Origin of the sequence: Neiella marina (assembly GCF_002165625.1) — a bacterium.
Taxonomy (GTDB): domain Bacteria; phylum Pseudomonadota; class Gammaproteobacteria; order Enterobacterales; family Neiellaceae; genus Neiella; species Neiella marina.
Genome location: NZ_NGNS01000035.1, coordinates 1 through 24,079 on the forward strand (window position 1 = coordinate 1; position 24,079 = coordinate 24,079).

The 24,079-nt window shown below is 46.9% G+C and carries 19 protein-coding genes; 7 read left to right on the forward strand and 12 right to left on the reverse strand.

Going from position 1 to position 24,079, the window contains the following annotated elements; all coding sequences use genetic code 11:
* Positions 1-296: 296 nt before the first annotated feature.
* The 3 genes from CBE68_RS18055 to CBE68_RS18065 form a co-directional block, all read right to left on the reverse strand.
* Complete coding sequence (locus tag CBE68_RS18055) at positions 297-527, reverse strand: hypothetical protein (protein WP_143824623.1); 231 nt, start codon at positions 525-527, stop codon at positions 297-299.
* A 166-nt stretch (positions 528-693) separates the two neighbouring features.
* Complete coding sequence (locus tag CBE68_RS18060) at positions 694-5,118, reverse strand: EAL domain-containing protein (RefSeq protein WP_143824624.1); 4,425 nt, start codon at positions 5,116-5,118, stop codon at positions 694-696.
* Between the two features lie 278 nt (positions 5,119-5,396).
* Positions 5,397-8,183, reverse strand: coding sequence for an insulinase family protein (locus CBE68_RS18065; RefSeq protein ID WP_087507623.1), 2,787 nt, complete (start codon positions 8,181-8,183; stop codon positions 5,397-5,399).
* A 474-nt stretch (positions 8,184-8,657) separates the two neighbouring features.
* Here CBE68_RS18065 and sixA point away from each other — a divergent pair, with 474 nt between their 5' ends.
* A complete protein-coding gene (gene sixA / locus CBE68_RS18070) occupies positions 8,658-9,137 on the forward strand; it encodes a phosphohistidine phosphatase SixA (protein ID WP_087507624.1) in 480 nt (159 codons plus the stop codon).
* A gap of 7 nt (positions 9,138-9,144) precedes the next feature.
* Here sixA and smrB read toward each other — a convergent pair whose 3' ends face one another.
* Positions 9,145-9,675 (reverse strand): endonuclease SmrB, encoded by a 531-nt coding sequence (smrB, locus tag CBE68_RS18075; RefSeq protein ID WP_087507638.1) that lies wholly within the window; start codon positions 9,673-9,675, stop codon positions 9,145-9,147.
* 88 nt (positions 9,676-9,763) lie between these two features.
* On the opposite strand from smrB, the gene prmB reads away from it, so the two are divergent.
* The 3 genes from prmB (at position 9,764) to CBE68_RS18090 (ending at position 13,016) form a co-directional block, all read left to right on the forward strand.
* Complete coding sequence (gene prmB / locus CBE68_RS18080; protein WP_087507625.1) at positions 9,764-10,684, forward strand: 50S ribosomal protein L3 N(5)-glutamine methyltransferase; 921 nt, start codon at positions 9,764-9,766, stop codon at positions 10,682-10,684.
* Between the two features lie 62 nt (positions 10,685-10,746).
* Entirely contained in the window at positions 10,747-11,844 is a 1,098-nt protein-coding gene (gene aroC / locus CBE68_RS18085) for a chorismate synthase (RefSeq protein ID WP_087507626.1), read from the forward strand.
* Positions 11,838-13,016 carry an MFS transporter gene (locus CBE68_RS18090; RefSeq protein WP_143824625.1) on the forward strand — a complete coding sequence of 393 codons (1,179 nt, stop codon included), beginning with the start codon at positions 11,838-11,840 and terminating at the stop codon, positions 13,014-13,016. Before aroC ends, CBE68_RS18090 begins: the two co-directional genes overlap by 7 nt.
* 559 nt (positions 13,017-13,575) lie before the next feature.
* On the opposite strand, the gene CBE68_RS18095 is transcribed toward CBE68_RS18090, so the two are convergent.
* The 3 genes from CBE68_RS18095 to CBE68_RS18105 form a co-directional block, all read right to left on the reverse strand.
* Positions 13,576-14,091, reverse strand: a complete 516-nt coding sequence (locus CBE68_RS18095; protein WP_087507628.1) for a thioredoxin fold domain-containing protein — start codon at positions 14,089-14,091, stop codon at positions 13,576-13,578.
* Positions 14,066-16,222, reverse strand: coding sequence for a TonB-dependent receptor plug domain-containing protein (locus CBE68_RS18100; protein WP_229744811.1), 2,157 nt, complete (start codon positions 16,220-16,222; stop codon positions 14,066-14,068). Before CBE68_RS18100 ends, CBE68_RS18095 begins: the two co-directional genes overlap by 26 nt.
* Before the next feature lie 266 nt (positions 16,223-16,488).
* Positions 16,489-17,361 (reverse strand): NAD(P)-dependent oxidoreductase, encoded by an 873-nt coding sequence (locus tag CBE68_RS18105; RefSeq protein ID WP_087507630.1) that lies wholly within the window; start codon positions 17,359-17,361, stop codon positions 16,489-16,491.
* 120 nt (positions 17,362-17,481) lie between these two features.
* On the opposite strand from CBE68_RS18105, the gene CBE68_RS18110 reads away from it, so the two are divergent.
* Entirely contained in the window at positions 17,482-18,030 is a 549-nt protein-coding gene (locus tag CBE68_RS18110; RefSeq protein WP_229744812.1) for an elongation factor P hydroxylase, read from the forward strand.
* Positions 18,020-19,171 carry an ATP-NAD kinase family protein gene (locus CBE68_RS18115; RefSeq protein ID WP_087507632.1) on the forward strand — a complete coding sequence of 384 codons (1,152 nt, stop codon included), beginning with the start codon at positions 18,020-18,022 and terminating at the stop codon, positions 19,169-19,171. Before CBE68_RS18110 ends, CBE68_RS18115 begins: the two co-directional genes overlap by 11 nt.
* A 34-nt stretch (positions 19,172-19,205) precedes the next feature.
* Here the strand turns inward: CBE68_RS18115 and CBE68_RS18120 are convergent, their stop codons facing one another.
* A complete protein-coding gene (locus CBE68_RS18120) occupies positions 19,206-19,745 on the reverse strand; it encodes a hypothetical protein (protein WP_087507633.1) in 540 nt (179 codons plus the stop codon).
* 233 nt (positions 19,746-19,978) lie between these two features.
* Positions 19,979-20,446 (reverse strand): hypothetical protein, encoded by a 468-nt coding sequence (locus CBE68_RS18125; protein ID WP_087507634.1) that lies wholly within the window; start codon positions 20,444-20,446, stop codon positions 19,979-19,981.
* Between the two features lie 152 nt (positions 20,447-20,598).
* Between CBE68_RS18125 and CBE68_RS18975 the strand changes: the two genes are divergently transcribed.
* Positions 20,599-20,733, forward strand: a complete 135-nt coding sequence (locus CBE68_RS18975) for a type II toxin-antitoxin system RelE/ParE family toxin (protein WP_268234498.1) — start codon at positions 20,599-20,601, stop codon at positions 20,731-20,733.
* Here the strand turns inward: CBE68_RS18975 and CBE68_RS18135 are convergent.
* The 3 genes from CBE68_RS18135 to CBE68_RS18145 form a co-directional block, all read right to left on the reverse strand.
* Positions 20,717-21,193, reverse strand: coding sequence for a hypothetical protein (locus tag CBE68_RS18135; protein WP_087507635.1), 477 nt, complete (start codon positions 21,191-21,193; stop codon positions 20,717-20,719). The two genes, CBE68_RS18975 and CBE68_RS18135, sit on opposite strands and share 17 nt — an antisense overlap.
* Before the next feature lie 117 nt (positions 21,194-21,310).
* Complete coding sequence (locus CBE68_RS18140) at positions 21,311-21,589, reverse strand: ExbD/TolR family protein (RefSeq protein WP_158100670.1); 279 nt, start codon at positions 21,587-21,589, stop codon at positions 21,311-21,313.
* Between the two features lie 377 nt (positions 21,590-21,966).
* Complete coding sequence (locus CBE68_RS18145) at positions 21,967-23,904, reverse strand: AAA family ATPase (RefSeq protein WP_087507637.1); 1,938 nt, start codon at positions 23,902-23,904, stop codon at positions 21,967-21,969.
* Between the last annotated feature and the right edge of the window lie 175 nt (positions 23,905-24,079).

Below are 24,079 nucleotides of genomic sequence, written 5' to 3' on the forward strand. Positions count from 1 at the left end.
CTAATTTAAAGCCCAATGTATAGTCGCGCTGAGTGCGCTTTCTTTTTGAAGCAATTCGCTTTTCCATCATAGGTCTCCAACGTGTAAACCTATTTCAGGACGGGACAAAATATAAAAAAAAGGCAGGTTAATTAACCTGCCTTTTTAATTGCGAGCTGGTTGCGACATTATGCCCACCAGCGATTGGCCTGAATAACTTCCAGCTGATCAAATCCTTCCGGCAATTGCACTTTGATTACCTTAGGTTTACCAGTGATCCAGCTTATCAATTGGTTAATCATAGTGACCACTCCCAGTTAGAAACGAACAGGAATACGTTTTTCTTCTAAAGGTTCAAAGCGAACAGGAATTCGTTGCTCTGACGCTGCCTCGAATCGCACTGGAATCCGAGCTTCAGAAGTTTGTTCAAAGCGCACAGGAATACGCATTTCAGTTGCAGGCTCAAAACGGACCGGAATTCGTTCTAGATCCGCAGTTGCTGGCACTGCAGTAGTCATTGACATTGCAAGAAACAGACTAGTTAACATGATGCACTTCCTTTAATTTTATGTTGTGAAATATGCTCAAAAGCACAGGACACAAAGCTAAAGAAATGCCATGTTTTATATGTTTTTGTTTTTAAATGATTTTATGGTGTTTTTGGCGTGGAAAAATGATTTATTTTTAGAGCCTGACAATTTATTGACGGCAAGATTATTCCGCTTGGAAATCACGTTGTGCCGGGTACTGCTGAGGCGACAGTTCATGCTGATGTTGCTGGATATGCAGGAATGCCGAAAAGTCGGTTTCATTGAGCGGACGACTCATCAGGTAGCCTTGGAGTAATTCGCAATTCATTTCGGTCAGAATGTCTCGCTCTTCTTCGGTCTCTACACCTTCTGCAACTACTGATAGATCAAGGTTGTGAGCCAGCGACACAATCGATGCGACCATATTACGGCCACTCTGAGAAGTGGTTAAATTGCGAATAAAGGTTTGGTCAATCTTTAGCGTATCAATCGGGAAGCGCTGAAGATAAGCCAGCGAAGAGTACCCGGTGCCGAAATCGTCAAGCGAGATATGAACGCCAATTTCTTGCATGACCTTCATGACTTCTATTGCGCCTTCAGGGTCAGCAATTAATGCGCCCTCGGTCAGTTCTAACTCCAAGTAATGTGCCGGTAATCCCGTTAGGTCTAGGGCGCGTTTGATCCGATCCGGCAAACTTGGCGAGCTAAACTGTCGTGCCGATACATTGACGGCGATGCGGCCTCTCATCAATCCCTGGCGGCGCCAGCTTTCCGCTGCGAAACAAGCTTTGCGAAGAACGATGTCGCCAATTTCAATGATCAAGCCATTTTCTTCAGCCAGAGGAATAAACTCACCGGGTGAGATTGGACCGTGCTCTGGATGATGCAATCGGATTAGTGCTTCCATGCCATCAAGCTCGCCGGTTACTGACGAGAATTTAGGTTGATAGTGCAGCTGGAAACTGTCGTCGCGAATGGCTTGTCGCAGCAAAGATTCAAGGTGTAATTGATGCATCGCGCTCTGGTTCATCTGCGATGAGAAGAACACATAACGATTGCTACCTTGGCTCTTGGCATGATACATCGCCGTATCGGCATTTCTCAGCAGCTCTTCTGAGGTTTCGCCATCTAATGGATAGAGTACGATGCCAACAGAGCAAGTAACCACCAACTCTCTGGATGCGATGGAAAACGGCGCCTCAAGTGACTTTTGCAAGCTTTTAGCTGCTCGTGTGATGGTATTTACGTCGGTAGTGTTTTCCATCAACACGGCATATTCATCACCACCAAGGCGGAATAATGTGTCTTGCTGACGGGTGCAGTGATTTAACCGGATTGACACCTGACGGAGTAATTCATCACCGGCGACGTGACCGAGCGAATCATTGATTTTCTTAAAGTTATCAAGATCGAGAACCATTAATGCATGGCGAGTTCTCTTTTCAACCAACTTGTGATGTTCTGCCTGGAACCAAGAGCGATTAGGTAATTTGGTCAAGGTGTCTTCAACACTCAGGCGGTGGAGCTCTTGTTCGGTTTGCTTTCTTCGGGTGATGTCAGAGAAAACTCCGACGAAGTGAGAAATGTCACCTTCCTCACTGTGAATTGGGTCAATAGTCAGCTCTAAGAAAAACTGCTGGCCATCGGCTCTGAGTTCCTCAAGTTCACCAACCCAACGACCTTGTTTGGCCAAGCGCATTTTAACTTGCTCAGAAAACGCATCTGGGTAACTACGGAATCGCAGTGAGCGATTGAGCACTTGCGACTTGCCAAAGCCAGTGATGCTGCTGAAGGCTTCATTGATTTCTACGATTCGGAACCGGCGGCTCAAAATAAACACACCATCGGAAATGTTTGCAACAGAGCGGGCGAACAGGGTTAATCGCTCTTCAGCTTGTTTTAGCTTGCTGATGTCTTTGATGGTACCGGTCATGCGCAGCGGCGCATTTTCGACATCGCGCTCAACGATTTTGCCGCGATCAAGGATCCATATCCATTCGGCGCTTTTGTTTCTAACCCGATAAGTCGCCTCGTAAAAGCTAGTGTTACCATCAAAATGATTGTTTAGCGCTTGCTGAACACGCTTCAAATCGCGGGGGTGAATATTACTCTGTTGACCCTTTTGCGGGCTGCGGCGACCATCATGGGGAAACTCCAGCAAGCCCCATATATTTGAACGATAGATTTTGCCGGTTTGTATATGCCAATCCCACAGCTCATCACCGCTGCCCCACAGCGATAGTTTTAACCGTTCTTCACTTTTAATAACTTTCTGTTGTTGTTCTTGGCGAGCCTGGCGCTGCTTAGCCAACAACATCATGATAATAATCAGGACAATGGCGTAGCCGAGGTATGCTGGTGGTGTCCGCCATAACGGTGGCGCCATATTGATTGTTAAGCGGGTCGGCTCACTTTCCCACAGGCCATCCTTACTTAGGGCTTTCACTTCAAAGTCAAATTGCCCCGGTGACAGGTTGGTGTAGGTTGCTCTTGGTTTACTTTCGTCTGAAATGAGCCAGTTGTCCTCGAGCCCCAGCAATCGATAAGCATACTTAAAGTTGTTCGCATGGGCAGGATAGGGCAGCGAGAACTCTAGAGTAAATGGTGAATCCCCGTGGATTAAATTGACGGTTGGCAAGGCCTGTATATTGGCCGACAAGCGCTTGTGCTCATCATTTGCTTTTACAATTTGGTTGAATACCCGCAGCTGGGTAAGCTGAACTTGGCCGCTGTAGTTTGTTTCAACCACTTCGCTACCGTCAAAAACGACAATACCGTCTAAGCCTCCCGCATAAATCAAACCTGATTCAGAAAAAGAGCTAGCCTTGTGATTGAACTCCGCATTATGCAGACCATTGTTCGATTGAAACGATCTCGCTACAGATCCTTTATCAGCAATATTGCTAATTCCGAAATTGGTAATGACCCAAGTACCTGCCTTGCGATCGACGATGATATCGCAAATGCCATTGTCAACAAGGCCATCCTCGGTATTGAAATTTTGTTCCAGCTCGAAAGTCGGTGTTAGCCGATATGCGCCATGTAACAATGAACCAACCCAAATACTACTTTCAGTCGCAATAATCTTGGTAATCCAGCGACTATCGCCATCATCTAAATCGATTTGTGAAAAAGATTGTTGCTCAGGAGAAAAAACTAGTAGCCCAGTTTCGCTCCCAATGAGAATTTCTCCATGGTGGAACTCTAGCGTATTGAAATTGCCGTCAATATTCTGTGGAGTTTGGAATTGCTTCAACGCTGATGTATTCGGAGAGTACCGCAACAGGCCATGGTGCTTACTGGCAATCCAAATGTGGCCATCACCATCGAGTTTAAAATCAAATTCTCGTGATAGTGGTTGTTCTGCAACCAAAATAGGGTGGTGTTTAAGTTGCTGATTGGCCGGCGAATAACTGTATAGCCCGGTATCTGAACCAATCCAGACTTGCTGCCGAATGGTGTCGTATTTAATGCGGTAATGGTTGGCAATGGAACGATTGCTTTCAAGAGCAATGCGCTCCACCACTTGTTTGGTTAATGGGTCCCAATGCATCAACAAGCCGGTGTCGCTAATCATCCATACGCTATGTTCGGACACGGTAACCGCTTGGATATTTAGGTTAGTCGAATGGTCGTCAGCAATTTGATATTGGCGAAACATATCCGCCGACGCATGGTGTACGCCAAACAAGCCACGACCACCAAACCATACATTGCCGTAGACATCTTCTTTAATGAGATAGACAAAGGCACTGTCAACGGTCGACTCACCGTTGTAAAACTGCTTAACGTTGATGAAATTGGCTTGGTCTCGGCTAATCAATAGCCCTTTTTCAGTACCCACCCAGATGTTGCCATTGGCGGCTTTAAAGACGCTGCGTATCGATTGTGAAGCCAGTTTATCGGATGAGTGTTTACGTAATTCTGTGGTTGAAGTCTCTGCCACATAAATGCCTGCCGAAGAGGCAAACCAGAGCTCATTCTCTATTTCAGTGATTTGATAAAGCTGAATGCGAGCAGCGGTAAGCTCTTCGTTGGCACGATGAGGCGTAACGGTAAGGGACGCCAAATCAATATCGAAAATGCCGTTTTCATAGCTCGCGGCAATGGCTCGTTGCTGGTCCACAAAGTGCAAGGATTTCAGCTCAATGGCAGAGGTTCCCTCTGGCAATAGCGGCTTAAACTGCCGTTCTGTTGCATGCCACTGATACAAGTTGTCATTGGTCGATACGGTAAGCGTGCCATTGGGCGATTCGAAAATGCCCCAAATCACCTTTTGTTCTAGGTAATGATTGAAGCTATCGCTATTGGGGCTATATTGGTTCAAGCCGTTTTGAGTGCCAATCCAAAGCCGATCAGCGGAGTCTTTATGGATGGCGCGAACAAAGTTGTTGCTTAAACTACCGGCTTGCTCGCGATGGTGGGTATAACGTGTTGTGGCGGTGCCATCGTAACGGATTAGACCTTGAAAAGTGCCAAGCCAAAGGTAACCATCGGCGTCTTCGGCGATATCAAGAACATCAGATTGCTCACGCTGCTCTGATAAAGAAAGCTTTTGATAATGGATCACTTCATCGGCGAAAGTTGGCAACGCCGAAGCCCAGAGCATGACCAATGCTGCTGCGAGCCACAAAATCGAATTGTCATTCCAGCGATTGCTTATAGTTGTTCGCTGAGTTAGTTGTCGCACAGCCGTCACACTTAACTGTCTGCCAAAATAGCAGCAGCACCTTCATCCCAGATGGTTGAAACCATTTTTATACGGAATGGTCGGAATGATGTCAAAGCAAAGTGTGATTTGTGGGGGGATTGCAGCGAATTTAGGGTGTTCTGAGCAATCTAAGCTGAAGAATTAGTCATTAACAAATGTATGGTTAATCAAGCCAACTAAGTTGGGCGTGTGACGCGCAATTTCTTCGCATTGGTTTGAAACTCGTCGATTGACTCGAACTGAACAGACTCTTCTTGTTGTTCGAGATGACGATGTGATTGCCCGAGTGCGTGGAGCACCAAGCGATCGCTACCACTGGCTTTCAGTTGCTCTACGATAAACTTCAATACATCAGTGCGTTCAATACGCTGTAGCTCGGCGAGAATTCGCTCGCGTTGGTTAAACTCAATGTCACCATTGCTAATGCTAACCCAGAAGCGTTTGCTCTTTTCTTGCAACGAGCCATCTTTATCCATGATCTGAGCCATTAATGATGCTTTGGTTTGCTGCCACGATTGCTCTGAAAGCTCCAACAGAACCAGTGGGAATTGTTGAATGAAATCATCAATAACAGCGAGAATGGTTGACGGCGAAGCGACGTTGGATTGCACGTAGAACAGTAACCCGGGAAAAGAGGACAAGGGCATATAGCCGGTGCCAACGCTGTAACCGAGCTGTTGTCTGGTTCTCAGTTCGTTAAAAAAGGTTGCCGACATCAACTGGTTGGTGAGAGCAAACAAGGCCATTCGATAAGGGGTTGCAAAGGCACTTTGGTAATAGACCACGACAGCTGAGTCTTGATGTTGATTGTCAATCTGGTAATCAACTTGACCCATGCCTTCAAGCGAGATGATTTGCTTTTCTGGAATGTCGTAGGGTTCGCCTTCCTGAAATACCCGACTTGCCATCTGGCCTGCCAGTGAGCGCGCCTCCCATTCGGTATAATCGCCGTATGCCAGAATCTCTAGGGCAATTTTTTTGCGCCACTGAACGGCAAATTCAACAATGTCTTCATATTCAGTGTCGGCAATGTGTTGCGCCATCAAATCAGGAGTTAAGCTCGCCGGTTGAATCAGATTAGAGAGTGCCGCAAATAGCCGGTTCAATGGTCCTGAATTAGCTTGGTTTTTAATGTTTCTTAGCAGTTGATAACGGATCTCTTCGAATCGCTGTTCGGATAGCTCTGGCTGCCTAAAACGTTCGAAGATAAGCTCTAATAGAAACGATTGCCGACCGGTGAAGCCGCCAAGGTGCAGTGAAACGCCAGTAGAATGGGCAAACAGTTCATAGCCAATACCGGCAATCTCGGCTTGGTAAGTAATTTCACTGAGCTCATCATAGAGCATATCGACGTAAAGCTTGGTCCAAGCGCGATGTCGAGGTTCGGCATCGACCATTGGGCTGTCAGAAGCAATGTATAGATGGCCTTTGGGTTGATGGAATCGCTTCGATTGGCCGTGCCACATTTTCAAGCCGTCTAATTTAACCAACAGCTTAGGTTGCGATTTTTCCCGGTCCTGCCGCCTCGGTTTGAGTTTGGTCTGAATAAATGGATTATTAGGCGGAAGTTGCCATTCGACGTCGACCATCGCTGGCTGCAGCCACAGCTTTCGTTGATCCGCATTAAACGGCCGAACTCGATAAGGGGTGTGATACCAGTCGGCGACCTGCTCACTGTCGTTGTCTGGATGTACTCGGGTTAGCCGCATGTTAGCCGGCGATATGGCGTTGAGCGCCTGTTGGATGATCTCCGGCTCAAAGTCGGTCATTGCATAGTCGCCGAATACATAATGTTCCGCCGGGTACTTATGCATGTTTTGAGCGAGGTGACTGACGGTATCGAGGGCGCCCGGTTGTTCTGAAAACTCGAATGCTTGCTGCATCAGGTTTTGTTTCTCTTGGTAGCGCCACTCCTCAATACCTTGGAGCTTGATGAGCTCCACCAAGTCGAAAATTGCGCGGACGATATGGTCCTGATTGTCCCAGCCTTTTTCTGTTAAATTCAACGAGATGTTGAAGTCATGGTAGTTGCTGCCGCGAATGCCTCCGCCGGCACTCAGGGTGTTAATTAGGCCTTGGTGCTTTAAGTCGGCATAGAGGGAATTGGGGCCTTCGTAACCAATCAAATGGCTCAGCAAAGCAATGGGTTTGGTTAAATAGCAGCGGGCCGATTCGGGCATCGGAAAAGTCAGCAGTACCCTTCGCATGTTACGAATAGGTACGACATCAATCTGTATCCCCAGGTTTTCAGGCAAATAGAGCGGAGCCAATACCGGTCTGTCCTTCGCGTTGCCGCTTTGAACTGAGGTAAACAGCTGGCGAGCCCATTGCTCCAGTTGCTCCAATGACTGTGGTGCTAACAATACCAAAGTCATTCGACGAGCATCATACTGCTGACGATAAAATGCCATGACTTCGTCGCGCAGCGAGTCGGCCTCATTGTGTAAGGTTGATAAATTACCGACCGAAAATCGACTGAAAGGGTGCTCCGGGTTTACTGTTTCCTTGTGAACCTGATAAATCCGCCGGGTGTCGTCATTGACCTTCATCTGATACTCAGATTCGATGGCTTGACGCTCTTTGTCGACGCATTCGGAATTAAACGTTGGGCATGTAAAGAATTGGCTGAATCGGTCTAACGCCTGCTCATAGGCTTCTGGTCGGCAATCAAAAAAGAAGCCGGTTTGCTCGGTACCGGTCCAAGCATTGTGGTTACCGCCGTGACGCTGAATGAATTCACCATACTCACCGGCAACGGGGTAGCCCTCGGTACCAAGAAACAGCATATGCTCAAGGAAGTGAGCCATGCCAGGGCGGTCGTCGGGGTCGTCAAACTGGCCGACGTTAACTGTCATCGCCGCCGCCGCTTGTTCACTTTTGTGATCCGCAACTAGCAGTACCCGAAGACCATTGGGTAAGGTCAGGGGTTGATATTGTCGATGGTCCTGAGGACTCTTCAGCACTATTTATCTCTGTATTATTTACTATTGACAACGGCTATCAGCCGAGACTGCATTGACATAGCAATGGTGTCTTAAAGCTTGCGGCTTGCAACGAAAAAGGTAAGCACGAACAGCGTGTTCAAAAAGTTGTTGACGGGGGCCGTCGCAAGCGCATTTTCTATTGTTGCCAATCAAGATCGTCGTTATCTGTTTAACTAACCAATAAATTGGAACAAAAACAAGCGTCAAAGTGTAAATTTATCCTAATACTAGACTCAGTTTCCAAGCCTGCCACAAGTTGACCGGGATCAAGGCCAAGATGTGATCTGGACATCTAGTCGATAGCGAATCTAAGACTAATAGTCTATTCATTAGTGATGTTCTATCAGCTACTTTTGATCTAAGTGATAAACCAAGATGACAAAGTTTGTGTTCCGGTAGTCATCGAGTACAATTCGCGTCGTTAATTACAATGCAGCAAGTTTAGGCGGACAGATGCTGGTATATATAATGCGCCACGGCGAAGCAGAAAGCTTGGCTGGGCGTGACCGGGAGCGACAACTCACTCCTGTTGGTGCGTCAGAATGCGCACAGGTCGGCCGTTGGTTATCGACCATTCAGAGTAACATCGACTATGCGCTTACTAGTTCTTATGTCCGAGCGGAACAATCCTTGGCTGCGCTCAAAACGAGTTGGAAATTTGGTCATGCGGTGGAAGAAACCCATGATTATTTGATTCCCAGCGCTTCTGCAGATGCCGCGGCGAGTTACTTGTGGGAATTGGCCAACGCCAAAGCAGTGAATGCAGTGCTGGTTGTTAGCCACATGCCGCTGGTTTCGTTTTTGGTTGAGGCGTTGGACAGTGGTCGCCATGCGCCAATCTTTTGTACGTCTGGAGTGGCTTGTATTGAGTTAAATACAGACAACCAACTTGGTCACTTAAAGTGGATTAAAGCGCCCCACGAATGCCGCTAGGCAGTCATCAGATCGCTTCATCGACAGTCAGTAGTACCAGCAGGGCGGAGCGACCGCCCCAGCTTTTCGGTGCCTGACAAAACGCTTGCACATCAGGATGTTGCACTAGCCAATGGGGCAGACGATTTTTCAATACGCCAGTTCCTAGCCCAGTCATGACGCTCACGCACTGAACCCGCTGACGTCGAGCTGCAGTCATTAAAGCCGCTAACTCTATCTTTGCTTCAGCCTGAGTCATACCGTGTAAATCGAGCATTAAATCCGGTTGTAGCTGGCCTCTTTTCAAGCGTCGAGCAGCATCCGCTGGGGCATCGTCACTGAGCCAACTGATTTTGTCAGTGTCGGCAAAATGGGCTTCGAAGGTATCCGAGAAAAAAAAGTCAGCTTCTCGTTGTGCATGCTTTTGTTGTTGCACGGTTCGGTCGCTACGCTTTTTAGTGCGCTGCGGCGTGGGGGATATGGTATCCTGCCGCAATTGTTTGACGTCAGCCATTAGCTGGCGAAATTCGAGCTCATCGTCATCACTAGGCTGGGTCATCGCTGCTCCACGCGGCACTGTTGTGCGGTTTGAATTATCGGTTGGCGCTATGTTACCTGTGAGCTTGACAGACACCAAGGGTTAAAAAATGGATAAAATTTTTGTCGACGAGGCAGTCAATGAGCTCGTCACGATTCAAGATTTGCTGCGCTGGGCCATGAGCCGCTTTAACGATGCCAAGATATTTCTTGGTCACGGCACCGACAATGCGTGGGATGAAGCCGTCGCTCTGATAACCCATAGCCTGCATTTGCCTGGCGATATTGGCAATGAAGTACTAACCGCGCGGTTAACTCGCTCCGAGCGCCAGCGCATCGTCGACTTAATCATGGCTCGCATTCAACAACGAACGCCGCTGCCATATTTGACCAACAAAGCCTGGTTTGCTGGCTTGCCGTTTTATGTCGATGAGCGTGTGCTGATCCCACGCTCACCAGTGGCGGAGCTGATTGAGCAGGAATTTGCACCATGGTTGCTTGAGCGACCGCAGCGGATTTTGGATTTGTGCACCGGCAGTGGCTGTATTGCTATCGCCCTGGCATATGCTTTTCCGGAAGCGGAAGTTGATGCGGTAGATATCTCTGCCGATGCCCTCGCAGTTGCTGAAATCAACATTGAAGAGCATGGCCTAACGGATCGCGTCTACCCACTGCTATCGGATTGTTTTGATGGCATTGCCGGGGTCAAATACGATCTGATCGTCAGCAACCCGCCGTATGTAGATGCCGAAGACATGAGTGACTTGCCCGATGAGTTCCAACATGAACCCGAGTTGGCGTTGGCGGCAGGTGACGATGGTTTAGATTTGGTGCGTCGAATGCTGCGCGAGGCACCAAACCAGTTATCAGACAATGGCTTGCTGATCTGTGAAGTCGGCAATTCTCAGGTTCATATGGCCAGAGCGTTCCCCGATGTGCCCTTTGTCTGGCTTGAATTGCAAAACGGCGGTCACGGTATTTTTGCCATTGACCGCAATGCACTGTTGACCCACAGCGCTGCGTTTGCATAATCGCTCAACCCGTGAGCAGTTTTCGCTGCTCCATTGAATTAGAAAACGGATGTAACAGCACTATGTCAGGAAACACCATAGGTAAGCTCTTTACCGTCACCACCTTTGGCGAAAGCCATGGTACTGCGCTTGGTTGTATTGTTGATGGATGTCCCCCGGGACTTGAAATCTCTGAGGCCGATTTGCAAATTGATCTCGACCGACGCAAGCCCGGCACATCTCGCTATACCACTCAGCGTCGTGAAGATGATGAAGTAAAAATCTTATCTGGGGTGTTTGAAGGCAAAACCACTGGCACCGCTATTGGCATGGTCATCTATAACGGTGACCAACGTTCCAAAGATTACTCTAACATCAAAGATCTGTATCGCCCTGGTCATGCCGATTACACCTACGATCAAAAGTACGGGTTCCGTGACTACCGTGGTGGTGGCCGTTCATCGGCTCGTGAAACTGCCATGCGGGTGGCGGCAGGTGCTGTTGCTAAAAAGTACCTGAAGCAGGTTCATGGTGTTGAAATCAATGGTTACCTGTCGCAACTGGGGCCTATTCGAGCGGAAACGGTTGACCTCAATGAGGTTCACAACAACGCATTTTTCTGCCCCGATGCCAGTAAATTAGAAGCCCTTGACGCCTACATGCGTGATTTGAAAAAAGCCGGAGACTCGGTTGGCGCCGAAGTGACTGTGTTGGCTTCGCAAGTGCCGGTTGGGCTGGGCGAACCGGTGTTCGATCGCCTCGATGCGGAACTGGCTCACTCGCTGATGAGCATTAATGCGGTCAAAGGTGTGGCGTTTGGTGATGGCTTTGACTCGGTGACCCAAAAAGGCTCCGAGCATCGCGATACACTGACACCAAACGGCTTTACCAGTAACCACGCTGGCGGTGTGCTAGGGGGAATTTCATCAGGCCAAGATATTGTTGCCCGAATCGCCTTGAAGCCAACGTCCAGTATTACGGTGCCGGGTGAAACCATTACCAACAGTGGTGAATCGGCTGAAGTGATCACCAAAGGCCGCCACGATCCATGTGTTGGTATTCGTGCGGTGCCAATTGCCGAAGCCATGGTAGCTATCACCCTGATGGACCAACTACTTCGTCACCGCGGCCAAAATGCAGGTGTTAGCGCACCAATCCCACCGATTCCTGGGCAGTGTTAACGTCCCAGTCTGACGTGCGCCGCTCGGATATATCCATTCTAAGCGGCGCCTACTTTACCTTCTTTGCCATCGTTGGTCTGATGGTGCCGTACCTGAGCGTCTACCTTGATCGGCTCGGGTACGACTCGCAAAGCATTGGCGAATTACTGGCAATGATCGCCACCATGCGGATCATTGGCCCCAGTCTATGGTCTGCTATCGCCGATAAAACCGGTCGACACATCCTCGTGGCTCGCTTCGGTAGCCTTTGCGCCTTGCTGTGTTTGGTTAGTTTGTTTTGGTTGGAAAGCCGAATTGGCCGACTCATCGCGTTAGCTGGCTTCAACTTGTTTTGGACTGCGGTGTTGCCGCAGGTCGAAGTGATCACCTTGCGCAAGTTGGCAGTGATCCCGGGTATGTACGGCAAAGTTCGAAGTGCCGGTAGCTTGGGTTTTATCGTGATTTCAACGCTAGCTGGCGTCGCCATTGCCGACTATGGGGCCAATGCATTTGTTGCCATTGGGGTGTTTTTGTCGGTGCTGCTAATGGCCAATTTGTGCTTGGTGGCGCAACCAACAGCGAAGCAACAGCAACAACATCAAGAGGCCAACAGTGATGCGCCATTTTGGTCACTGGCGCTCGTCGGTTTAGTGACATGTAGCTTTCTCATTCAAACCAGTCACGGCGCATACTACAGCTTTTTCATTCTCCACATGGTCGATCTAGGCTACAGCGAATTTGCTGCCGGTTGGCTGGTCGCTCTTGGTGTCGTTGCTGAAATCGTCTTGTTTTGGAAAATCGGCACATTGTTCAGCCGTTTCCGTTTGCTGACTTTGTTCCAACTGGCGTTAGTACTTACTTGCATTCGCTGGCTGCTGATGGCCGGCTGGCCTGATGTCTGGCCGATATTGATCGGTTCTTTGCTGTTACACGCCGCTAGTTTTGGTGTCATCCATGCCTGCTCAATGCGCTGGCTTCACCGCAATATTGCCAGTGAGCACCACAGCAAGGCTCAAGCTTTGTATAGCGGCACCGGCTTTGGTGCGGGCAGTGTGGCAGGGCCTGCGGTCGTCGCGCCGCTGTGGCAACAAGGCGCTGGCGCGATGGAATCTTATTTAGTATGCGCGGGGATCGCGGCATTGGCGATAGTGGTATTTCGCTTGACGATCAGTTCATCGTCAATGGCGGAGTGACAGCGCTTCCTATTAATGACCTTTAGGGCAAGGGCGGTGAGTCAGCAATCAAGGACTCACCGCCAGAGCAGGCGGGGGCATTTAGCAGAGTTAACACTTCCTACTCAGAAGGCTATGTATTGACTGCGATAACGAGGTCAAGGCTAGAGTGAAGCGTCGCTGGCATGGAAGCCAGCGCCGAGCCTACAAGTATGTATTAACGGCGTCTGAACGTTGACTTGGCCTCGATATCGCTTGGCGAAGGGAACATCACCGAGTAGTAATGCTTGTTGATTTCAGAGCGAGAAGCAGAATAAACACTTCCCCAACAAGACGCCGAGAAATCATCCCTGATGGCTCTACTGCTGCGTCCTGCAGCAGAAGCTTGTTGTGGAAGTGTTTATCCCGCTTGCCACAGAAGCTCACCGAAATCCGATAGCAGTTAGCAAGGATTGCTGCGAGGTGCTTCAGCCGACATGGATGTCGGGTGTAGAGCGCTCCATGGAGGGACTAGAGCGTCACCGAGTAGTAATGCTTGTTGGCTGCTGTACCTTGAGCAGAACAAATACAATACATTGAATCAAACCGCAGGCACCATTCGTGCGCAACCTGTTTGCGTCAATGCGTCAGCTGCGTCAAACAGTTGCGCTGGCTGAATGTAGCCACGCTGTTTTAGCAGCAGTTCGCCATTCTGATCAAAAAACAGCGTGGTTGGCGTTGCCGCAACACCTTCAACAGCAGCAAGAAATCGTCGATCGGCTTCAAGTGCAGGTAGCGATTGATCGAAGTGCTTGAGTTCTCGGCGCAACTGTCGGTAACTGGCCTTATAGCCAATGATGGCAATATTCAACTCGGCGCCGCACTGATTCAAAATTTGCCGCATTGTTTTGCCTTGTTTTTTACACCAAGCACAGTCAGGTTGAAAAACCATGGCAATAGATGCCACCGCAGTGTTCGGCGCCAATGGTGCCGAAGCCGCGCGACGCAAATCGTCGAGCGGCTGGTTGACCACGTTATCGGCCTGGGCAGGAGCCCAGACCACGGCCAGTAGCAGGCTTGCTGCTAGGTTTTTAAAGCTTGATTTCAAAGCCAGCATAGAACTCACGCCCATGGAGAGGGCCGTAGATGTAGCCAACATCGAAACCACCATCAGCATCCCAAAATAGTGGCGTTTCGTCTTCTTCAATTTGGGTGTATTCAAAGACGTTTGAAACACCGGCATAAAGACTGGCATCGTTACCAAGCCATTGATTCAGAGGGACCTTAAAACGAACATCACTAACCGAGTATGCTGGTGCGTCTGTTGGTTTGATCGAACTAGCATCACCAAGGATGTTGTAGCCCTCATAGCCATACTCTGTTAAATCACGGCTACCAAACCAAACGGTTGACCAGAACACATGGACGTATTCAGTTGTCCATTCAATATCCAGCGAGGCACGATCCTCAACGGGGGCAATGGCATAGGATGACTTGAACTCGTCATCGTGATCAAAGTGCTCAAATGATGCATTGACCAACAAGTTATCAGTGATGTTGTAGCCAACAACCAAATCAAAGGTCGCAACAGAGGCATCGTCTTCTAACTGAGTCAGAATTGGCACGCCATCTTCGGTTTCCTCTAATGCCGCCAAGTTCTCAACATTGGAGTAGGCGATAGACAAAGTGGCAGCTAAGCGCTGGTTATCGAAGCTCAGGGCATAGTTGGCTGACAACGACTCTTCGAGTTTATCGACATCAATCAGATAACCCAGTTCGGTATCGAGAATGCCGTGATCGGTTTCGAAGAACGACAACGGTGCGCGGTAACCACGGCCCAAAGAAAAGCGAGATGTCCACTGCTCGGTATGGTCGTAGCGCATGTCGAGGCGCGGAGCAATGAAGGTTTCATCAATCTCTGTGCCCGGCTTTTTGTCGTCGATAAAGTCAGCTTCGACCTTATCTAAACGCAATGCCAATGCTACTTCTAAGTTATCCAATGGGGTCCAAGTGTCTTGCACAAAAATGCCATAGGTGTCGTAATCAAATGAGTCCGACACATAGGCTTCAACGCTCTCTAACGCTTCGGTTTTGGAGCGCATTTCTTCCATTCGACTATCGACACCGAAAGTGAAAAAGTGGCTGTTGCTGAACTGCCAGTCAAACTTAGCGCGGCCATACCACATGGTGTCTTCGGCGATATAGTCGATACCTTCGTAAAACGAATCTTGATCATGTTTGGCATAGCTCACGGCAAATTCTGATGCTAGCTCGCCGTTAATATCCGTCAGCCATTTGAGGTAAGCTTCTTCGCGTGAGGTATCAATCCACTCTGCGGTTTCCCATGGCTTGCCGATCCACTCTTTGCGAACATCGTCATCGACAAACAATTGCTCTGAGGGAATGCCATCATAGCCAGCTAGAACCTGGCCGATGGAGTCAGCGACATCACCAAGTACCGGGCCACCAAAGATCTCCGATTCAACTTGAGATACCCGAATTTGAACATTGTTGCTGTCATTGACGTCGTGACTGACTAGAGCGGTCAGTGACATGTTTTCGTGGAATGGTGCTTCTGACACGTAGTTGTCGTCGTGATCTTCCTGATCCTGAGTGTCATATTGGGCGATTAACGTCAGGCCTGTCGTGCCATTGGTGGAAATACCCGTGGCACTGGCTTTGTAAGCTGTGTAGCCATGGGAGCCTTTTGATACGTCAAACTGTGCGGTATTTTCATACGCTTGCTTAGTGACAACATTGACTGTGCCGCCGATTGCCTCAGGCGCAATAAGTGAGGCGCCAGCGCCGCGGGCAACTTCGATTCGATCAATACCTGTTGTTGCGATGGCATCGACGGCATAGAAACCAGAGATCAACGTATGGGTTGGCAAGTCATCCACCAGAATCGTGGTGTGCTCACCTTTCATGCCGTTTAGCATGACACGCTTCACGCCACACATGGAACATTCATTAGAGACATTGACGCCAGGCTCATTGTTGATGGCGTCAGAGAGCGATAGGGCATTCTTGTTTTCGATCATCACCTGATCGAGCACTTCTGTTTTTTGAATCACGTCTTTCAGCCGGCCCGCTTGTTCAAGCTTGTGACGAATCGAGCGAACCTCAATGACTTCAACGGATTCATCGGCTGATGGTGACTCTGCAGCTTGAACCAATGCTGGTGCAATCATAGAGATAGAAAGGCTAGTAATAATTGCCTTGGAAACTGGCGACAAGTTAAACGACATACGACACGGTTCCTTGCTTAAGTAAGCTTAATAAGAATGCGAATGATAATTAATTGCAAATGATAATACTTGTTATTTATTTGTGATTCTAGTGTGAGCTGGATCTTGTTTTTTGTTCTAGGTCAATTGAATGAGAAGTTTTCTCAATGTCATTTGTTGTCAACGAACTGGTAAAGAGGGATTGCAACATGCAGGTTGGTTGGCGCAGTGACTGTGATCAAAGCGCCAATTGAGGGTAAATATTTAGCGAGGGAGTGGCTATTCGGTTAGGTGTTGTGTTTGACCAAACGAGTCATTAGCGCTGAGGTATCCCAACGCCCCCCACCCATGGCCTGGACTTCGGCATAGAATTGATCAACTAACGCGGTGACTGGCAACAAACTGTGGTTGCGCTTGCCCTCGTCAATGGCGTAGCCCAAGTCTTTGCGCATCCAATCAATGGCAAAGCCAAAGTCATATTCGCCTTTGAGCATGGTGTGGCCGCGGTTTTCCATTTGCCAGCTTTGCGCTGCGCCTTTGCTAATGACCTCAAGCACCTTGTCGCCATCTAAATCGGCTTGTTGAGCAAATTGCATTGCTTCAGATAAACCTTGTAGTAAGCCTGCGATACAAATTTGGTTAACCATTTTGGTCCGCTGGCCGGCGCCTGATGGCCCCATATGGGCAACTTTTTGCGAGTAAGCTTGCATCACAGGTAGCGCCTTGTCATAGGCCGAACTATTGCCTCCGACCATAGTCGTCAAGCAACCATTTTCTGCGCCAGCTTGCCCGCCCGATACGGGGGCATCTAAATAGTCGATACCATACTGCTCGGCCAATGCAGACATGCGTTCGGCTAACAGGGCAGACGTGGTGGTGTGATCGATGACGATGGTGCCAGGTTTCATTACTGAAGCAACGCTTTGTGCTTCCATCATTTCGATGACGTCTTGGTCTCTGCCAATACATACACAAACGAAGTCGGCATCGGCTACCGCATCTCGTGGGTTTTCAAATGCCTTACCTGAGTAGGTTTCAGCCCATTTTTGCGCTTTGCTGGTGGTTCGGTTGTAAACATTGACGTTAAAGTGTTTGGAGAGGTGACCTGCCATGGGGAAGCCCATGACGCCGAGGCCGAGAAATGCGACGGTAGTCGTCATAACAAAGTCCTTGTATCAAACTGGAAGCAAATTAAAAGTTGCTAGTTGAGGCTGAAGCTGCAGACAACATAGAATACGTCCTCGCAGGGCAGTTTAGGTATTCGCCCAGAGGATAGATTGTTGCCAGTAACCGACACAGAACAAACCGCACCTTTAATTGCGCTATTCAACCAGACTTTTCATGCCTTGAATACGATTTTAGTCAAGGGCGACGGCGAGCCGCTTTATTTGCCCGCAACAGCGGCGACTCCCGCGCAAGTGATTTTCGCCAATGGCTATTTTGCCAGTGCCATGCATGAGTTGGCGCACTGGTGCTTAGCCGGAGAAGAGCGCCGCAAGCTTGAAGATTATGGTTACTGGTACTGTCCCGATGGTCGGGATGCAATCGAGCAAGCCGAATTTGAAAAGGTTGAAGTTAAACCGCAAGCCATCGAGTGGGCATTCATGGCAGCATCCGGACGCGATTTTCGGGTCAGCACGGATAACCTCAATGGCGTCGAGCCTGACCGATTAGGCTTTCAGCATCAGGTTTATGATCAGTTGCGAGACTACTTGCAAGATGGCTTTCCTCCCCGAGCGCAGCAGTGGATCAAGGCACTGCAACAGGCTTATCAAACGGCAGAGTTATCGATTGCAGACTTTAACTACCGAGGAATGTATGAGCGCTAAGCTGACCATTGGCTTTATACTAAATCCATTTGCTGGTATCGGTGGCAGTGTTGCCCTCAAAGGCAGTGATGGCGAAGATACGGTGAAGCAAGCACTGGCCAAAGGCGCTGTGCCGCTGGCAGAAAAGCGTGTTAGTCAGGCCCTTAAGCTACTCCAACCTTATGCAAAAGCAATTGAGTTCATCTGCCCAGCCGGTGCCATGGGGCACGATTGTTTAGTAGCAATGGGGTTTGACGCAAACGTTATATTTCAGCCACAGCAGCCGAGTGTGGCCAGCGATACTCATGGTTTTATCATGGCACTCAACGACTATGGTCAGCAGCAACCCATTGATCTGCTGCTGTTTGCTGGTGGCGATGGTACCGCTCGCGATATTTGCGCTTATGTCAGTGACAGCACCCCAGTACTGGGGATCCCAGCAGGCTGCAAAATTCATAGCGGAGTGTACGCGGTTACTCCTATTGCCGCAGGCCGTATGGTCGAACATATGGTCAACGGCGAGCTACTCAGTTTGGTTGAGGCAAACGTCATGGATATTGACGAGTCTGCCTTTCGAGACGGTGTGGTGAGAGCCAAGCGCTATGGAGAAATGACCATTCCAGATGATCTCCGTTATGTGCAAAGTGTTAAATCCGGCGGTAAGGAATCAGATGAGCTGGTGCTTGCTGATATTGCTGCGGAAGTGGTCGACTTAATTGACGACAGCCGCGCCATTGTCGGCTCAGGCTCTACGGTTGCAGCAGTGATGGAGTTGTTGCAGCTGGACAACACGCTGCTGGGCGTTGATGTTGTTGCCGAGCAGGAGTTAGTAGCGGCCGATCAGACCGCAGCCGAATTGATTAAGCATGCGCAAACAGCTCTGGGTAACGACCAGCTCTGCAAATTAGTGGTCACCGTAATCGGCGGCCAAGGCCATATTTTTGGCCGCGGCAATCAGCAATTATCGCCACAACTGATCCGATTAATTGGCATCGATAACATTATTGTGGTGGCGACTAAATCCAAGTTGCAATCGTTACAAGGTCGGCCTTTGATTGCCGATACCGGCGATAGTGAACTCGATCAGCAGTTATCTGGCTACATTCGCGTCGTGACCGGCTATCGTGACTATGTCATGTACCCGTTGTCGAGCCCTCAATAGGTTGCTGCCGGGTGCAATCCAGAAGTCGCGGTAGCTAGTGTTCTAGCAAAGCCGCACGGGTGTCAGTGAGTTCGGTGCTGGCAACCGCTTCAGGTACTTCAACCAGATAGGGCTTTGGCCTGAACTGACCACCGTATTGCATCTCTAGGCGGTAGTAGTGAGTCTTGCCTGCTTGCACCGATAAAGTCGCCAGCTCTTCAAACAAAATTTCAGTATTTATCTCATGTGCATGAGCCGCTTTGGCTATCGATGTTCCTAGGTCAAAGTAGCTGGTGGGCGTATAGAGCGGGGTAACTCTTAAGTCAGCTGATAGCCGGACTTGCCCGGGCGCAGCGAGATAATTTAGGTAGGAGTAACTAGAGAGGATTGCTATTTCATCTTGACCATCGGCGATTAACCATGAATAGCCATAACCGAACGCCCTGTTGTTGTAGATGATAATCTGTGCTTCGTCAGCCGCTGGCGGCGCAATACTTGATGAAAATTTGTCACCAACAGGCTTGGCTGCACAACCGATCAGTGCTGTCGTAATAAGAGCTAGCAGCCATCTATATTCCAATCTCTTAGTCATCATAAAAATCCCTTTTTGATGTTAATAATTTTATTTTAATTCATTGCGTTAGGGATAAAAGTAGCTAATGCACATTGATACATTTTTATACATTTGATGACAAATTAATCAGCGCTGTTAGCAGGCGTTTTGATGTGTTTATTAATAGGCACTCTGAAGCAGAACTACTTGTACCGCCCATAAAAGGAGCTTTCGCTGCGTCCAGCAGAGCGGTTTTGATGGTTTTGAAAGGTGATTTATTCGCCAAGCCATTGAAGCTTGGCAGCTTTAGTAATTTCATCGAATTCAGCTTGAGTCACTTTACCGGTAGCCAAATCCTCTTCTGCTGACTGAATCACCAGAACGTATTGGTATTCTATATCGGCTAGGATGTATCCCAATTTTGTTTCGCTAATATTGCCTTCATGAAAATGATGCATTGCCAGTTTTCTATTCCATGACTTACCTTCAGGTGGTGGTGGCAATGTGAAGTCTAGGACCAGAAGCCTTTCATCCGATATTTTATAGCCTTTAGCTATTGAATCTTCAGCACATTTATAAAGCATGTAATCAATAGAATCTTGAAGGCCGTAAAAGTGCCAGTCATAACCAGCAATATAGCCACCTACGACATCTCCCTTGCTGTCAGTGATGCTTATGCTTCTCTCTGCACAACCTGAAAGACTGAATGAGATAAGTAGTGTTATGAACAATTTATAAGGCATCAATGAACTCTGCTATGCACCCAGACATCAAAGCTCCCTGATTTGAAGTGTCGATCTTTTGGGAAGGGCGTGGGGGAAAGGTCACTCCCTATAATGGTATCGGTAAGCCTGGACTTATCAAACATGGACTTTCTGGTTACTGATCCAGACTCATCAACGATGAGCACCGTATCGTTCACAACTATCAAGATGAGACGATCTTGATAGCTCAACTGCGATATCACTATGGTACAAAGCGGGTCAACTACACAGTCCGACAACTCGCGCTTGTTATGCCTTTGTCTTGATAGAGTCGATGATATTAGTAACATACTTCTCATTAAACCCAGCGACAAAGCCCCAAAATATCAATTTTGCATAGTCAGAGGGACCTTCTGCATGTTGAGAAAATATTGCATCAAAGCTATTAGGTATGTCTTCATCTTTAACTATAGTGGGAAACAACTCACCTGAAATTATCCCCGAAATGAAAATGACGTATAAAACCATTGATAGAATCCCTCCAATTAAAGGAGGTAGTATTAAAGCGAACCATGACTGAGATAACTGAGCTAAATCATCATCTGAGTAATCAAACAAACTTCGGTGGATTGCGCAGTAGCCACCGAGGTTCCCTGCGATAAACATCATACTTAATATTCTAGCGTCGCCCGCGTAATTCATTACTACTGACATTACGACCAGAATAAAGAGAATAACTATTCCGAGTTTTTTCCAGATGCGTTCTAGGTGGTTGGCTCTTGTCATAGGTTCTCCGAGTTTATGTGGTGGCATAACGCTTTTAATAAGGGGAGAGCGCTAGCGAGTCCGAGCCAGCGTTTTTGGCTGGCGTTTTCGTTGAGCAACTTGTTATATGAGCTGGCTTTAAATTGACGCAATGCTGATTTTTGCACAGTTGGCTCTCTTAACAACGTCCATGACGGCTACAACATTTTTATGTTCGACATTTTTATCAACCATTATGACTATCGACTCAGGGCAGTTTTCTTTTGCAGAAAAGAAAGAGCTTAGATCAGAGACAATATCACCATCTACGATCACATCCTTATCGGACACCTCTATCACAATACTCTGTGGCATTTGCTCTCCGGCTCCGCAAACATTTAGCAATAAAGCTGAAAATATGAGTAAAAGTAATTTCATGCTCATAACTCTACTAATTGGGCCAATTTTTACTAATTGGTGGCTTGATAAACAAGTACGCAAGAAACAACGCAAATACACATTCAGATGCAATCCAAAACCAGTACATGATTGGCTCTTGAGAACGCATTATTAAACGCCCGCGTATGGATAGCTCTTCAGCTACAAAGCTTTCATATGTCACGTGTAACCGGAACAAAAGAAGTAAGAGACAAAAGATTCTTAGCGGTACCTTCAGGAGTTTTAAGTCAGAATTACTCATGCTCTCTTAAGCTCAACGCCGCAATAAGCGGTGAGTAATAGTTTGCTAAAATGTGAAGCGAAGCGAAACCGAGCAAACTGTAACGAATCCGACTTCATTGCCTTGTTAGCTGACTTTAAGCGAACCGCCTTAAGATATCTTTTACTAGTATGGTCAACTGGCTATCCTCTAACATAAAAGCATTACGGTATATTGCTTTCTTAAACACTTTATTATCAATACCGGAGTGCCTTGAAAAATAAGCAGAAGCCTTACCAAAAACTTGCTTACCATCACAACGATCTATAAGAGTATTCTCATTTTCTACTTCATAGGCATCGAACACAGAAGTAATCGATTCTTTTAAATCAGAGGCTAAAGATTGAATGCTAGCAATATCCAAAACACTATCATTAATCTGCGTCACTATATTATCTTTATTTTCCCAGTTAAAAGACCTGTTTCCCCAAAGCTTATTTGCAAAGAAACTTTCAATTTTATGGTTTAGTACTAAAGAAGTTTCTTTTTTGTAGACTTGTGGTAGAGAGCTATTAGCAAACTCTTTAAACTTTAATTTAATATCTTGAGTCGTAACTTGCTTATCTTCCTCACCAGAATAACTTACATAGTGATTAACTACATTACTAAATACTTCCTCATCCAATAAGTAATTTTCAAACTCGTGCTTTGACAACTTAATGAAGGATTCATCATAAAAGTTAACATCTAAATCTCTTATTTTTACGAAATACTCATTAGGTTTATTATCTGAATCCACTAGAAAAACAAATTGCATGTCTCTAATGTGCTCTTTAAGTGCTGCAAGTTTTTTAAAGGTTTCGATAACCTCCTTGCTTCCACCTAAAGGCTTAATATTAATGTTTTTACCTTTTAATATATATTCAAGAGATTCATGGTCTCCTGTTCCTTCGACTAACAATACCTTACTATGTATTGAGCTCAGGCCTAATTCTCTAAGGTCATTTTCTGCATCATCATAATTTATCTCTTTAACTTCATCGCTAACGATAAAATTTTTACCCATCGTAAAAATTTTATATATAAGAGTTTTGGAATGGGTTGATAAAATGACCTGATTTAACTGGTGATCTTTGTACTCTTTTTCTAGCCATTCCTCTTTTAGGTTTAATCCCCCACCGCTTTCGTTTTCCCTAGTTGCCCAACCTAGCAACCCTCCATTTTCACAAAGTGCATAAAGTAGGCTTATAAACTCCAATAACAAATTTTCGTGAAAGTGGTTTTCTGGCTCATCTATAAATAAGGCACAAACTGATTTAGAGATACACAGAAATGATAAAGTACTTAATAGTGCCTTTTCACCAGAACTAAACTCGCGAACATCATATAATGGTTTTCGTCTATCTATATTTGCTTTCCCTAAAAGAACAAACTCTCCTTCTTTGTGTTTACCACTAAAGTTCTTTAGTTCTACATTAGGAATTAAAGATGTGAACATCCTAGAGGCAACTCGAAAATAAAGAAGCCTATCAGGTTTGCTCGGAATTAGTCGACCATGGACATGGTCTTTAACTAACTGCCGGTATATCCCAGAAAACAGTTGTTCTGGTCTAAGTACAGCTTCAATAGCAAGATCTATTTTACTGTTATCAGCAATATTTAATTCATTAAATTGTAGAGTTTCTTCTGAAAACCCTTTACTTGCATCGATATATAAAATCAAATTTTCTGGTGACTTTAAATTCCAATATCTCTTTATAAAATCATCATTATTACAATCTAATGTGATTTTTTTCTTATCAATAAATAAAGTTAGAGTAACTTCCTCATCACCCTCAAACATTGTTAAATTTATGTATGAATTTGATGAGTTTAGAAAGCGGCTAGCTTCGGCTTCAAACTTTTCCCAAAACTGAGAACCTAAAAGAATACAAAAATAAGCTTTTTGTATTAAGTATGCTGACTTAAGAATCGTAGATTTACCCGCTCCGTTTCTACCAGAGATACTGTACACGGGAGTATTTTCATCAAATTGACATTCGATCACGCTATCAAATGACTTTACATTATTGAGCTGTATTTTTTTTATTTTCAACTTATATCCTTTAAGAACTGATGAATATCAATATGACTAAATGCAGGGATTCCTGTCAGCTAACGCCGCGTTCTAAGGAATCCCCTCATAATATTGATTCCTTTCAATAAGATAGACACGCATGAGGCGATTTGATCTAATTACTTTCGCCAAAAAACAAACAGATAAACACCCC